15 protein-coding genes are annotated in these 13,103 nt (G+C 63.1%); 7 read left to right on the plus strand and 8 right to left on the minus strand.

Annotation, left to right across the window (positions count from 1 at the left end):
- Nucleotides 1–31 precede the first annotated feature (31 nt).
- Together ACODTJ_RS19450 and ACODTJ_RS19455 are read left to right on the plus strand one after the other, a co-directional pair.
- A complete protein-coding gene (locus tag ACODTJ_RS19450) occupies nt 32–1,276 on the plus strand; it encodes a hypothetical protein (RefSeq protein WP_488849623.1) in 1,245 nt (414 codons plus the stop codon).
- A gap of 83 nt (nt 1,277–1,359) precedes the next feature.
- Nucleotides 1,360–1,710: a hypothetical protein gene (locus ACODTJ_RS19455; protein WP_488849624.1), complete on the plus strand. Its 351-nt coding sequence runs from the start codon at nt 1,360–1,362 to the stop codon at nt 1,708–1,710.
- 9 nt (nt 1,711–1,719) lie between these two features.
- Here ACODTJ_RS19455 and ACODTJ_RS19460 read toward each other — a convergent pair whose 3' ends face one another.
- Together ACODTJ_RS19460 and ACODTJ_RS19465 are read right to left on the minus strand one after the other, a co-directional pair.
- Nucleotides 1,720–1,971 carry a hypothetical protein gene (locus ACODTJ_RS19460; protein WP_488849625.1) on the minus strand — a complete coding sequence of 84 codons (252 nt, stop codon included), beginning with the start codon at nt 1,969–1,971 and terminating at the stop codon, nt 1,720–1,722.
- Nucleotides 1,968–2,786, minus strand: a complete 819-nt coding sequence (locus ACODTJ_RS19465) for a DNA/RNA non-specific endonuclease (protein WP_488849626.1) — start codon at nt 2,784–2,786, stop codon at nt 1,968–1,970. The genes ACODTJ_RS19460 and ACODTJ_RS19465 overlap by 4 nt, the downstream gene beginning before the upstream one ends.
- A 227-nt stretch (nt 2,787–3,013) precedes the next feature.
- Between ACODTJ_RS19465 and ACODTJ_RS19470 the strand changes: the two genes are divergently transcribed.
- The gene (locus ACODTJ_RS19470; RefSeq protein WP_488849627.1) at nt 3,014–4,738 is read left to right on the plus strand and encodes an ATP-dependent metallopeptidase FtsH/Yme1/Tma family protein; all 1,725 of its coding nucleotides are present in this window, start codon (nt 3,014–3,016) and stop codon (nt 4,736–4,738) included.
- 51 nt (nt 4,739–4,789) lie between these two features.
- Here ACODTJ_RS19470 and ACODTJ_RS19475 read toward each other — a convergent pair whose 3' ends face one another.
- From ACODTJ_RS19475 to ACODTJ_RS19490, 4 genes are all read right to left on the minus strand, one after another.
- A complete protein-coding gene (locus tag ACODTJ_RS19475) occupies nt 4,790–5,299 on the minus strand; it encodes a hypothetical protein (protein ID WP_488849628.1) in 510 nt (169 codons plus the stop codon).
- Nucleotides 5,296–5,790, minus strand: a complete 495-nt coding sequence (locus ACODTJ_RS19480) for a hypothetical protein (protein WP_488849629.1) — start codon at nt 5,788–5,790, stop codon at nt 5,296–5,298. Before ACODTJ_RS19480 ends, ACODTJ_RS19475 begins: the two co-directional genes overlap by 4 nt.
- A 67-nt stretch (nt 5,791–5,857) precedes the next feature.
- Nucleotides 5,858–6,811, minus strand: coding sequence for a metallophosphoesterase (locus tag ACODTJ_RS19485; RefSeq protein WP_488849630.1), 954 nt, complete (start codon nt 6,809–6,811; stop codon nt 5,858–5,860).
- Entirely contained in the window at nt 6,804–7,637 is an 834-nt protein-coding gene (locus tag ACODTJ_RS19490; RefSeq protein WP_488849631.1) for a metallophosphoesterase, read from the minus strand. Before ACODTJ_RS19490 ends, ACODTJ_RS19485 begins: the two co-directional genes overlap by 8 nt.
- Before the next feature lie 151 nt (nt 7,638–7,788).
- Here ACODTJ_RS19490 and ACODTJ_RS19495 point away from each other — a divergent pair, with 151 nt between their 5' ends.
- Nucleotides 7,789–8,364 (plus strand): YqgE/AlgH family protein, encoded by a 576-nt coding sequence (locus ACODTJ_RS19495; RefSeq protein WP_488849632.1) that lies wholly within the window; start codon nt 7,789–7,791, stop codon nt 8,362–8,364.
- Nucleotides 8,365–8,514: 150 nt separating this feature from the next.
- Entirely contained in the window at nt 8,515–9,072 is a 558-nt protein-coding gene (locus tag ACODTJ_RS19500) for a hypothetical protein (RefSeq protein WP_488849633.1), read from the plus strand.
- Here the strand turns inward: ACODTJ_RS19500 and ACODTJ_RS19505 are convergent.
- Entirely contained in the window at nt 9,069–9,515 is a 447-nt protein-coding gene (locus tag ACODTJ_RS19505; protein WP_488849634.1) for a hypothetical protein, read from the minus strand. The two genes, ACODTJ_RS19500 and ACODTJ_RS19505, sit on opposite strands and share 4 nt — an antisense overlap.
- A 32-nt stretch (nt 9,516–9,547) precedes the next feature.
- Between ACODTJ_RS19505 and ACODTJ_RS19510 the strand changes: the two genes are divergently transcribed.
- Together ACODTJ_RS19510 and ACODTJ_RS19515 are read left to right on the plus strand one after the other, a co-directional pair.
- Nucleotides 9,548–10,639, plus strand: a complete 1,092-nt coding sequence (locus tag ACODTJ_RS19510; RefSeq protein ID WP_488849635.1) for a hypothetical protein — start codon at nt 9,548–9,550, stop codon at nt 10,637–10,639.
- Nucleotides 10,640–10,906: 267 nt separating this feature from the next.
- The gene (locus ACODTJ_RS19515; RefSeq protein ID WP_488849636.1) at nt 10,907–11,506 is read left to right on the plus strand and encodes a GIY-YIG nuclease family protein; all 600 of its coding nucleotides are present in this window, start codon (nt 10,907–10,909) and stop codon (nt 11,504–11,506) included.
- Here ACODTJ_RS19515 and ACODTJ_RS19520 read toward each other — a convergent pair whose 3' ends face one another.
- Complete coding sequence (locus tag ACODTJ_RS19520; protein WP_488849637.1) at nt 11,507–13,063, minus strand: hypothetical protein; 1,557 nt, start codon at nt 13,061–13,063, stop codon at nt 11,507–11,509.
- Nucleotides 13,064–13,103: the final 40 nt, after the last annotated feature.

Raw genomic sequence — 13,103 nt, forward strand, 5'->3', positions numbered from 1 at the left:
CGCGGGACCACCCGCCAAGGAAGCCTTTGCCTTGACTCGCCAACACAGCGCCCCGGTCCTTCTTCGCCCGACCGGAGAGCATACCGCCCTGCGACAAATCGCCTTCAGCACCGCCCCCGACGGCGTCAGCGAAGCCGACATTCAGGCCCTCGTCCATCAGTTCCCCGGATCACTCCCGATCAACGAGATCGACCCGATGTTTGCGGGGGCCGTGTCCGTGTGCACGGAGCTCAACACGCCTGCTGGTCCGATCGACAATTTCCTCGTGACAGCATCAGGTTTCCCGGTGCTCGTGGAGTGCAAGCTCTGGCGAAACCCGGAGGCGCGACGCGAGATCACCGGTCAGATTTTGGACTATGCGAAGGAACTGGCCAAATGGAGCTCGGCGGATCTCCATCGTGAGGTAAATCGACGCCTCAAGCGCCACGACAACGCCCTCCTTGAGATCGTTCGGCGGGTCAATCCAGCGGTTGACGAGATCGAATTCAACGACGCGCTAACTGCCAACCTGCGGCGCGGCCGGTTCCTCTTGCTGATCGTTGGTGACGGCATCAGGGAGGGGGTGGAGACGATCGCTGAGTACCTCAGCGGACATGCCGGCCTTCATTTCTCTCTCGGATTGGTGGAGATGCCGATCTTCGCGCTTCCTGACGGCTCAAAGCTCGCGGCTCCGCGTGTTCTCGCCCGCACATCGGTTATCACCCGCCACGTCATTGCGGCACCAGCCGATCACATCGTCGTCGAACCTGGTGAGCTGACCGAGCGGCGAGCGCCGGCGACCAGCGCCGAGAACATCGCCGCGGGTGAGGCCTATGTTCGCTTCTGGTCTGAGTTTCTGGACGGCCTGACGCTCGATGACCCGGAGCAGCAGAAACCGAAGCCGTTCAAGCTGGGATATCTGTCCTTCTCGATGCCGGCGCCGGCCGGGAGCTCCTGGCTCAACGTCTATCGCGATATGCGCCGCGGTGTGATGGGAGTTTTCTTGGCCTCGACCCGCAACACGGCCGGCGAATACGCCTCCAACCTCATTGCTGAGGACTGGGATACCGTGAGCAAGGAACTTGGTGGATCGGCTATCGTCGAAACCGATGATCATGGCCGGCCCCGGATCATTGACTACAAGGTCTTCGGCTCCTTGGACGACCCGGCGACCCGGGCGAAAGCCTTCGAGTGGCTGCGGGAGCGAACGAACACGTTCGTCAACGTCTTACGCCCCCGGGTACGATCCGCTGTCGCGGATTACAGCGCATCGGGAGCAGCGAACGTCGCGGGCTGATCCTGGGGAAAACCTTGACGTCGGCCACGACGTCACCATAAAGCGCGCGCTCCAATCGCGTTTTCTTTTGAGGAGGCGAAGCCTTGAAAGAGTCTACCGACGCGTCTGAACCACCCTCATTGCCCGATCGCCAGCTGTTCTGGGCCGAGGAGAAGTGCATGACCTCTCAATCGCCCGAATTACCTCCCGATCGCCGAGCTCCGCCCTATGAGCGGCTTAGGCAAGCGCCCTGGAGCGCCGAACTCACAACCGAATTCGGTGTCAACAGCACTCGCGCGTTCGTCGAGCTGATGAACGAGATGCGCCGCGAGGAGGGGCGCTTTCCCGTGCCGCAGGGCTCGTACCCGACCAATGCACGCTCACTCGAAAAGCTCGTTCGGGAGATGCGCGAAATTCATGCGAGAAAAGCTGGCGGCCTCAAGGCAGCCGAATAGCCGAACGTTTTAGCCGAATGGATTCTTCACCGTCGAAACGGCGGAAGCGTCGACGGTCTCCACCGCTTCCGGAAGGTTGGGCTGCGACGCGAGCTTGTCTCGCGCCTCGGCGAAGAAGCGCGCGAGCTCGGTCGCGGCCTCAAGCCCCTTGCGATCCGCTGTGAGCCGCAGATCGCCATAGATGGCGATCTCGGTCGCGCCGTTCTCGATCGTTAGGCCGGCGAGCGTGACGCTCGAAACTTCATCGGAAAATGGCTTCACCACAGTCTCCTCAAGGTCCGTGCGACCCAGCCTTCCTGCTGAGCCGTCCGCGAGGCTCGCGGCGCCGGCGATGGCAGACTCGCGAGCTTCGTCTTCGCTGCGGATGATAGCGCCGGAAAGACGTCGATCCCAGCGAGCCCTTCGAGCTCCTTGATCGAGACCGTTTTCCACTCGGCGCCCGGGCCGTTGGCAGTGATGTAGGCCGCCGCGGCCTGCCGGCGGGGATCGTAGACCGCCTTGAAGACATGTGTCGGCACCAGGACACGGTTGCGCAGGACCTGGAGATCCTTGCCGATATAGAGTGGGCCGGTGACGACATAGAGCTCGCCGCTTCGGAGGGCATACTCGCGTACTGTGGACTCGATCGACGCCCACAGATTTCGATTGTTGTCAGGGTTTTGCGGAATCATGTTCGCGAGCGAAAAGCTCTCCGCTTGGGCCATTTCGTCCGGCATGTTGCCCGACGGGGCCAAGTGGCCGCGGTCGAAGCCGGAGCGGACGTAATCCGAAAGCTCGGCGCGCTCGCCCACTGGCAAAGCCGCTTCGGCATGGAACAGGTTTTGCCGGTCGAGGCTGCGGGCGCTGCGCACACTTTCGCGGGTGAGGTGCTCAGCTGACCACAGCGCCGATCGTGTCACGCCGGAATGTAGCAGCGCGAAGGCTGAGAAGCAGAGAGGCCTGACCTTCTGCGACATCACCTGCCCGACGTCGGGGGCGACGCCGCCAGCGAAGAAAACGGGACATTGGGTTGGCGCCGCGACCGCTGTCAGCGTCGACGCGATAAGGAGGGCGGAAGCGAGGAGGGCTTTACGCATCCCCGAAGCGTGAGCGTGTTCCTTGAAACCCACAACGCGCTGACGCCCCGATCCTGGGGACGAGCGACCGGCTCCCGCCACGCGTTAACGCAATCCCCAGCGAGAAGGTTACTAAATCTTTAACGATCCGCCCGCGCATGCGATCCTTGGTGCATTCAACAATTGAATCGCCGGTCCATCGCATGATCCTTCGTTTCCTCAAAATTGCCGCGCTCCTGATGGCTCTGATGCCTTCGCCGATCGCCTTCGCCGGTAGCTCGAATAATGGCCAGATGACTTTCGGCGATGTGATGCGCCTTGGCCAGGACGGGAGCCTGAAGAAGATCATCGTGCTCGGTGAACGGGAAGCCCTCGTCGAGACGAAAGAGGGAGCTCGGGCTGCGGCCACCATGCCTCTCAATCAGACCTGGGCGACGGAACTCGCGAAGGCGGGCGTTAACGTGGAGTTCCAGGCAGCGGACCAGTCCACGCTCGGGCTTTCGCTCTCGATCTTCAGCGTCGTCGTCCAGGGTCTCGGGCTGTTCCTCATGGTCGGCCTGGTGGTCTGGCTGCTGCGCACCGCGCGAAGCAAGATGGCTGTAGCCGATTTCGTGAAGCCGCACGAGCTCAAGGATCGTGTGCTGTTCGAGCACGTCGCCGGTGCCGCGGAAGGCAAGGAAGCGCTCAAGGACATCGTCGACTATCTGCGCGACCCGTCCCGCTTCGACGCGGTCGGCGCCAAGCCTCGTAACGGCGTCCTTCTCGTCGGCGATCCAGGCAATGGAAAGACGCTGCTCGCCAAAGCCGTCGCCGGCGAAGCGGGCGTCGCGTTCATGGCTTGCTCGGGCTCTCAGTTCCAGGAGATGTTCGCTGGCGTGGGCGCCGCCCGGGTGCGAGCGATGTTCAAGAAGCTGCGAAAAGCGGCACCCGCCATCCTGTTCATCGACGAGATCGACAGCCTCGGGAAGAAGCGCTCGGCCGGCTCGTCTTCGGTCGAGAACGACTCCGCGAACACCCTCAACGAACTCCTGACGCAGCTCGACGGCCTGGCCTCCGGCAGCGGCATCGTCGTCATCGGTGCGACAAACCGCGTGGAGGTGTTGGATCCGGCGCTCATCCGCGCCGGCCGCTTCGACATGCACGTCGTCGTGCCAGCACCGGATCAGAAGGCGCGCACCGAGATCCTGAAGGTCGCCAGCCGCGACGTCGAACTCGCCGACGACATCGACTTCGTCAAGATCGCACGCGGCACCCCCGGGTTCTCTGGCGCGGATCTCGCCATCCTGGTCAATGAGGCGGCGATCCTCGCTGGGAAGCGCTCTGCGCACCAGGTCACCATGGCCGACTTCGATCAGGCCCGCGATAACAAGATCCTCGGCGGGGCGCGCGGCACGCTGATGATCGACCCTGCCGAGCTGGAGACCATCATTGCGCACGAGAGCGGGCATGCCCTGGCCAACGTGCTTCTCCCGGCTTGTGACCCCATTCACAAGGGCACCGTGACGCCGCGCGGCCGATCCCTTGGCCACATCGCCACGATGCCTCTCAAGGACCGCGTTCTGGTTACGCGAACCAAGTTCCAGTCAGAGCTTGTCGTCCTGCTCGCTGGTCGCGCGGCGGAGGAGATCTTCTTCGGCGCGGACATGGTCACCAGCGGAGCAACCTCCGATAGCGATCTCGCGACAACGATCGCATGGGACATGGTTGCCAGGTACGGCATGGGCACGAGCATGGCGAGCCGGGTCGGCTCCTCTCGCCCGCTTTCGGAGGAGAGCAAGCGGCGCGTCGACGAAGAGGTCGAAGAGCTCATCCGGGTCAGCTATGAGCGCGCGAAGGAGCTCCTTCTGGCGAACAGGCCCGCCCTGGACGAGCTCTGCGCGCGGTTCCGCGAGGAGGACACGCTTGATGGGGACGAGATCCGCCGGATCGTCGCCGAGGCCTCCACCCTTAGCGCGGCTAGCTCGGTCGATTAACCGGGAAGGCGTGCTGTACGACCTGCTCGACCAAGGCGCTGCTGCCCGCCATCATTTCCGATATCCGTGAAGCGCGTATTCTCCCCAGGCTCTGGAAACCGATTCACCAACGTCAAGCTCGCAATATCGGATTACGTCTTCGCGCCCAGCGATGCTGCGCCCGATTAGCGCAACGGCCCTGCGCTGAGCCGGATCGAGCCATGTTACCCGGTCTCTCAATCGGTCGAGCTTGCCCGTCTCCGCGGAAACCTCTGGAGAAAATGAGCCCGCGAAGCTGATAAGTGCGCGAGGAACCTCCAGCCCGTACGCTCCGACGTGAACCAGCCATGCGGGGAGCCATGCAACGAAGGTCGGGCCACTCATTAGACCGAGGAGCGCACCAAAATGGCCTTCCTGCATGTCCTCCAGCGTGATGTCTTCCCACGAATTGATCGGATGCAACAGTTCGCTAGCGAAAAATACGCCATAGAGATCCCCGATTGGAGTTGGGTCCTCTCCTCCAGACCCCGAATTCGGAAACGCCTCCCGGACCACACGCAGAATATCCTGATGATCCATCATTGACCGGCCATCTCGATGCAGTTCCGATAAGCGTTGTTGTTCTGCTCGATCTGCTTTTTGTGGTTCGCGTCACCACCCCTAAAGCACGTCGTTTCCCGCCTCGATCTCGCGATTGCGCAGGCAATGAAACTGTCGGCCTTATCCAACAAAGCTGCCCGCGTATTGGTACGAATGCAACGCGTGGTCGGTGGACTTTTACAGGCCTGGTTCACCTCCGCGTTTAACCGACGATACTGCTCCGGCCCGCAATCACCCGGTGGCGGCAGCCCTGCATCTTTGTTGAATTTGTGGACCAGCGCGGCGCCACCGCCGATCGCAACCGCGCAGCTGATCTTGTGATCGAGGCACGCCTTGGCGGCCTTGTACGCGAGAACGCCGCCTCCGACACCCACGCCCAGCTTGAGGGCGCCCGGGCTCGGCATGACAGCGGTCTGCGCCTGAGCGACGATCGGAGTGAGAAGGAGCGCGGCGGACAGCATGAGGATCTTCATCCATCCGTCATAGCAGGCATGGCTTCAAGGACCGGAAACCCAATCCTTAAAATCGACAGCACCCGCATCAACGGGCTGGCCGCATTCCCGGCGCTGGCTTCCCTGCCCAGACCAGGTGATTCGGATCGAGCTCGGTCTCGCCCTCATGGCGGTAAGCGGCCAGATGCCCGGCCTTTGCCACGGAGAAGTCGAGGCAGGTCCGCCGCGGATGCAAAATGCGCGGCTCGCCGGCCATCCAGTAGTGCCCGAAGAACACGAGCCGCTCCTCGCCGAGATCCGCGAGCCAGTCCGATCCGATTGCCTCTTCCGGCAGGAAGGACGCCGTCTCTTCGTCGACGAGCGCGGCCAAGCGGAAGGTGGTGGCTTCTTCATCCCACCACCGGACACGGGTGTTCTTCCGCTCGTGCCCATCCTTGTCGAAGAAGGTCACACCGTGCGGCAGCGCGACCTCCGGGCCCTTCAGCAGCGTCTCGGTGATCTCGTAGGCCCTGGTGCCCTTCGTGAGCGCCTGGAGCCATCCTTCCTCGGTCAGCACATGGTTCGCGTCGATCAGCCCCGCCAGCTCGGCCTGCAGATCACGGTGCCAGCAGGCGTGGATCGCCACAGCGCCGTCGAATTCGACCCAGAGCGGCAGCGAACGAAACCATGAGACGATCTCCTTGTGCAGATCGCTGTCGTTGCCAACCGCGTCGAGGAAAGCGGCATGCTGCGCGCGGTTCTTCGTTCCGCGCGTTCTGAAATGCCGGCCAGGCGCGTCCGGCACCTCGGTTGCCCATGCCACCGCGTTGAATTCGTGATTGCCCTGGATCGCCTCGGCGCTTCCGGCATCCACCATCCTGCGAACGATGCCGACGACGTCGAGCTGACGCGGTCCGCGGTCGATATAATCGCCGCAGAACACCGCCGTCATCGACGGATGGCGCCACGCGCCGCCGGTGAGCTGAAAGCCGCTCTCTGCCAGCAACGCTTCGAGCTCATCCGCGTGCCCGTGCACGTCGCCTATGAAAAGCCTGTCAGCCATGTCGCATGCCTACCGATTCAAACGAGAAGGCCGCGTCAGGCGTATCGCCGACCGGTCCTGCAAAAACGAAGTCGTCGGGACGCATCATGGTCGAGACGGTTTTGATTTCCATTGTCCCGGTCGCGATGGCCAGCGCTGTCAGCGCGCCTTCTTCCCGGCCCAGGCCGAAGACGGCGCCGGAATCGAGCGCGACGACGTTTCCAAGCTTGGCGACGCGCCGCAGAGGTGTGTGTCCCACATAAACGCGGCCGATGCCCTGGACACCGGTCTCATCGAGCCTGTGAATGCGGTCGCGGCCCCAAAGCGCGACCTCCGCAACGCCTGCGTCTCCGGCTTCGAGCGCAGCGGTGAAGGCCTGCCATCTCATGCCACGCGGAACGTCAGCGTGCACCACGCCAACCATGCCGCGGTCGGTCTCGATCTCCAGTGCCAGAGGCAGCTTCCAGAGTGCATCGAGAATGTCCGAGCGAAGTTCGTCGGGAGTATCCCGCCACCACGAGAAGCCGTTCCGGCTATGGAGAAACTCCAACACGCCGGGGTGGGCATCGCCGTTTTGATAGGCCTCCAGGAGCATGCCTTCATGGTTGCCGAGGACTGCCTCGACGAAAGAGCAAGACAGGAATTTCGCCGTCCGATGCGAACCCGGGCCGCGGTCGATCATGTCGCCGACTGAGATCAATCGGTCGCAGGATTGATCGAAGTTCATCTTCTCCATGGCGCGCAGGACGAGATCGAACATGCCGTGGATATCGCCGACAATCACGTCCTTCCCCTTGGTGTTCAGGGGCAGCCGCTTCACAGCAGGCTTCGGCAGTCGCTTCAGCATTTTCCCGTCACCGCTTGATGGAATCGGACGAGCCGCGCAAGGAAATCGGCTTCAATCCACGGTGGCGCGGTATCCTGAAAGCTGCAATCATCGCCCACTGACGATCCCCCGATAGATTCTTGAAAGCCCGATGCCCCGCGGTCGTATTCCTGTGATCACAAACCTGGCCGGCCATCTGCTGGTGTCACCTCCGGGCGGCGCCTCCCGGCACATCGTCTACGTTTGCGAGCATGCCGATGCCGATCACACGGCGTTCGGCCTTCGGCTGGACAATCCCGTCCCCGAGCTCGACTTCAGCCAGGTTCTCGTGCAGCAGGAGGTCATCACCCCTGAAGAGAGCCTCATCCTCCCCGATGAGACCAAGCGCATTCCGGTCCTCCATGGCGGTGACAATGACGGCCGCCGCGGTTTCATCCTGCATTCGAGCGACGTCTTCCTCCCTGATCAGACCCAGAAGATCAGCGAGATGATCTCGCTGACGCGCACCCCTGATCTCTTGCGCGCGATCGGCCGCCGCAGCGGGCCGCGACGCGTCCTCTTCGCGATCGGTAGCCGTGCCTGGTCGCCTGGCGCGGTGACGAAGGAGATCTTCGAGGGCGACTGGCTCGTCTGCCCCGGGGAGCCCGAGATCGTCTTCGGTGCCAACCCGGAGGAGCAATATGCGATGGCGCTCGCACATCTCGGCTTGAACGCCGCGACCAGAATTTCTGCACCCGGCTTCGCCTGAATGCCGATCATCGCACGCAACCACAGGCAGGATGCCTGGCAGCCGCTGAAGGACTGGCCGTCGGACACCTATGTCCAGTGGGGCGGGCGAGGCGTGGTTCTGCGAGCGGACGATGAGGGCGGCTCCTACTCGACAGCGTTCTTCGAGGCCATGCCCGCCGGCGGCGGCTTCATCCGCGGCGAAGGCAAGTCGATCGAAGAGGCAGAGGCTGATGCGTTCGCTCGCTTCGCGAAGGAGGACGCTTGCCGGCCTCATCGCTGGGGGCGCCGCGGCTACACCAATGGCGGTGCAAAATGCCTGCGTTGCGGGTCCTTCAGGACGGCCTTCAAGCCGATCTACGAGATCGGAGCGTGGCGCGCTCCGCTCAGCGCGACGGAGCTATCCCTGCTGCAAATGGGTGGAACGCGTCAACGCGCAGATGACGCGCCCGATGTGAACCGGCGCCGGAGGCACCTCTACCTGCGGGCGCGCCTTGCTGGTCTGACGATCCCCGACGCCGGCGATGAGACTGACGAGGACGAATTCGAGCAGATCTGCCGCGTGTTGGTCGCTCGCTGGTTTGCCTCGCGTCTGCCGGAAATGACCTCGACCGAGGAGCGTCCGAAGTCATCGCTGATGGGAGAGGTGTTCGACCGCATGCACCTGCGATCGCTTATGCGCGACGCGATCGAGCTCGGGTTCCTGCCGCCGGAGATGGCTCCGGCCTAGGCGTCGTGCAGCCAGAGGAATTCCTCGAAGATCGCTCGATCAGAGATCGCGACGACGCGATTGCGATCATAGGTCCTCGCCCAGGCTGTCTTCTCGCCGCGAACTGAGTTGGCGATATGGGCTTCCGACAGGGACCCGAGCTTGGCCCAAGCATCCTCGATGGCGCTGAGCTCGGATCGCAGCTTGAACTGCGGATAGGCCTGCGCCGGCAGCGGCTGGCGCAGCGGAAGGGCGCCACGCTTGTTCAGTTCCGCCTGCAGCGCCTGCGAACCCGGGCCGCCGGCCATGGCGAAAAAGCGATCGTCGACGAGAAGACCGCCTTCGGTCTGACCCATGAACTGCATGTGGGCAAAATAGACGATGCGCGGCGCGCTCACGGGGGCGACGGTGCCGCGCGACACCTGGATCAGGTGATTGATGGCCTGGAACAGAGAAATGCTCACAACGATATTCCTGAAATCGAGATTGGTTCGCAGTGTCCCGGCGGGTGCCGGACGGGTCAATCCGCGGGACCGACTTGCCCGTGGACGGGCGCTCCTGCCTTGCGTCGGCTCGACCTATCTTCGAGGACAACCAACGCCGCGGATGTCACATGCCGATCCTTTCAGTTCCCTTCACCTATGAGGCGACCGTTCGCTACAAGCGGAAGCGATCGACTTCGAAAGAGTGCTTTCGAGCTGAAATCCCGGTCTCGATCGCAGAGGTGGCCGATCATGACGCTCCCGTCGCGATCCGGACCAAGGACAAGTGGGCGCGTCCGGTCGAGCAGACCTACCGCTGGCGCGACGGCAAGCTTTGGACGAAGGAGCTGGTCCGGGAAAAACCCGTTTCCCTGAAGACGTTCATCGACTCACTCGGCGGGACGGGTCACGATCTCAACCCCACTTCAAGGCACTCCGACCGCCAGATCGAACGCGAACTTGATATCCAGGAGATCCACGAAACCGACCGGGAAGAGATCGAGCGGAAGGTCCGCCTCGCAGCCTCCGAGATGATGTTCATCGACGGCCTGCAGTGGAGCGTCGTCGACGAGCCGTTCCTCGCGGCCGACATCGAGAGGGACTATCCGAGCATCCGACTGATCGAAGGCTCCGAGCGTCGGCCTCCGCACCAATCGTTCCGCCTGGACGAGCTCGGGTTCATCAAGGAGATCTATGGCGATCGGATCGGGCGCGCGAAGCACCTCCAGGAACCCGAGCAGATCGAGATCCTGATCCCGGAGGCGGTCCGGCGCCGTTTCGAACCAGATCTCCTCCTCGCGGCAGCCCGTGAAACCGTGCGCACCATGGCCGATCGAATTCCGCTGCTCGACGTCCCCTACTTCTCCGCCTTCGCGGACCTGCGAGACAGCACGCACGCGCTTGAGCACAAGCTGCGCACCGATCAATCGGCCGATCTGAGCGAGCTGTCCGAGAAGCTGCGCGACGCGCTGCTGCAGATCACCGCCGACCAGCAAAGGCATGATCTCGGCGGGGCCTGGTTCCAGGACGACAAGCTTCGGGCTCTGTCCCGCGTGGAGCGGTATCTCGGGGAAATCGAGCTCGGTGCGCTCGAAATGAAACTCTGACGCGCGTACGATCGCATCCTCCGCCCGGGGGACGCGATGCCTTTCCGATTCAACATGCTTCTGCAGGACGCTGGCATAGAGCCTTCGTCAGTCCGACTCCTTCGCCACCAGGACAACCGCTCAGCCAAGGGACGAAGCCCCTATGAGCTTTGGCGGGACAACCGGCCGGCGTTCGAAGAATACCAGCGCGTCCAGACCTTCTCGAACCGCGCCAAGCTGCAGGCTTCGTTCTGGGCCTCTTTCGTCGTGACCTCCACCGGCGAGACGTTGTTCGCCGGGCTCTACAGCTGCCAGTACAGCGGGATCAACGAGGTCGACATTCCCTGGCCCCACGCCCCTGGCACTGATGCCGCCGGGACGCGAGACATCTATGCGCTCGAACTGGATCTGCGCTTCGAAGACCTGCAAGGCCGGCTGGTGATCGAGTGGGGCCTTGGTGGGCGAGCTTGGATCCAGCGCGCCGATTTTCAGGAAAAGGCCGTAACCGAGATCTGGCGATCATTCAGGGAGCCCGAATTCCCAGGCTTCACGGAGTTCATAGCCGACCTGTCATCGATCGAGCGATTGCCGGCGACCTGGTCGACTGCGCTCGCGGCTGTGAAAGGCGTCTACCTGCTCACATGTCCGCGCACCAAGGAGCAATATGTGGGCTCGGCCACCGGCGCTGATGGCTTCTATGGCCGTTGGCTTACCTACCGCGACGGGCATGGCGGCAATGTCGGGCTCAAGAGCCGCGATCCGAGCGACTATCGCGTTTCCATCCTGGAAGTCGCCGGCGACAATTCGCTTCCAGAGGACATTCTGACCAAGGAATCCCTCTGGAAGCGCAAGCTGCAGAGCGGGGCGATGGGCTTGAACCGAAATTGATCAGGCCGCCGGCGCCAGTCGGGTGCGCTCCTCGAGGAGAGTGGCCGCGCTCGCGATCAACACATCGATGTTGTTGAGGTCCGTGACGGCGCGCGCGTCGTTCAGAAACGGTTCTGAGAGCTTGAGCTCGCCGCCCTCGATGGTCCATGTGCCCAGAAAATGCGGGAAGCCCGTCAGGCCGACCAGAAGCTTCCCGGCTACCTCGCGTTCGCTGCGCGGCGCGCACACATCCAGGTTGTTGGCGTAGTCGCGATGGAACTCGCTCGCACGGAGACGCGAGGGCGCACCCGGATCGCCGTAGCTCACGAGGTGACCATTGGGATCGCGTCCAAAACGCGCGATCGAGATCGAAGTGATCGTTCCCTCGCGTGTTGAGGCCATGACCTGGTACTGACCGTTCTGACAGTGCAGCGTCACCAGGGCCCATTCGCGACGGATCGAGACGCTGACAGTTTTGTCCAGCTCTTCAATCTCGAAGGGATCCCGGCCCGAGGCGTTGTCCCGGGCGAAGTCGATGATCGACGTCAGTGCGCCGAGGCGCTCTGTGAGCCCCGACGCGTGTGCGGTGAACTCCAGCTGGTCCAAGAATGCGCGAGCGGCCGTACCCGGCATTCCACCCTCGCTCGCCGCCGTCACCATCGCGACCTGGCAGATGAGAGACTGGGTCGGGTCAGCACAGTAGTTGATGTAGGTGCGCCTGCCGATTTCCAGCGAGCGCTCGACGATCTTCGTATCTTCCGTGGTTGCAGCCATGATGGGGCGCAGCAGTGAGACGATGTCCGCGAATTCCTTCGGGCTCCCGACTGTGGCGTCTGTATAGGACCAGGCGCCGTTGCTCTCGTAGGAAGGGCGGGCGGATGTGATCGCCGAGGCGACGTGAGCGCCGTGGACGTGCGCCTTGACGATGTCAGCCAGGCTCGGATCGAGGCGGCCACGCAATGCCGCAGCGTGGCGCAGGAAGCGGTCCATCTCCCAACCTTCCGCAGGCGCTTCATAGGCCGGACGCCGGCCGTAGGAATAGAAGAAGACCTCTTCGACCTCGGCAGCCTCTTCGGCGCCGGTCATGTCGGACGGGAAGCCCGATCGCTTGTATTCCTCGATCAGCCCCTCTTCGATGTTCATCTCTGCGATCAGGCGGCGCGCGCGGCGCTCTCGTTCGCCCTCGGGTAGCGTGACGAAGTTGGCGCGACGATCGAGCTCGGCCAGATGCGATGCGGAGGTGTCGAGGGGCGGACGCACGTCCACGACAGCCAGATAGCCGTTCGGCGAGCCGTCATGCTCAATGGCGAGCGCGATGCTGAAGGGATGCCCCATATCGACGCGACGAACGCTCGTGCCGCCGACCCGCATGCGATCGGAAGCCGCTCCGCGAGCGATATTGACGATGCTCGGCCCCATCGCCTCGGCGACCAAAGAGTTGAGGACCCTTTCGAACTTCGAGAGGTCGAAATCGCTGCTCACGCCGGCAGCGAGCAGCTGCTCGCGCAGGGACTGCAGGTCGAGCTGAGTGGCGGGCTTATGCGCGGGACGGGACAGGGGCATGTCGATCTTCTCCATCCCCAGACCGTCGTGGCAGGATATGAAAGGCACAACATGC

Source organism: Allobosea sp. FG18, assembly GCF_057809495.1.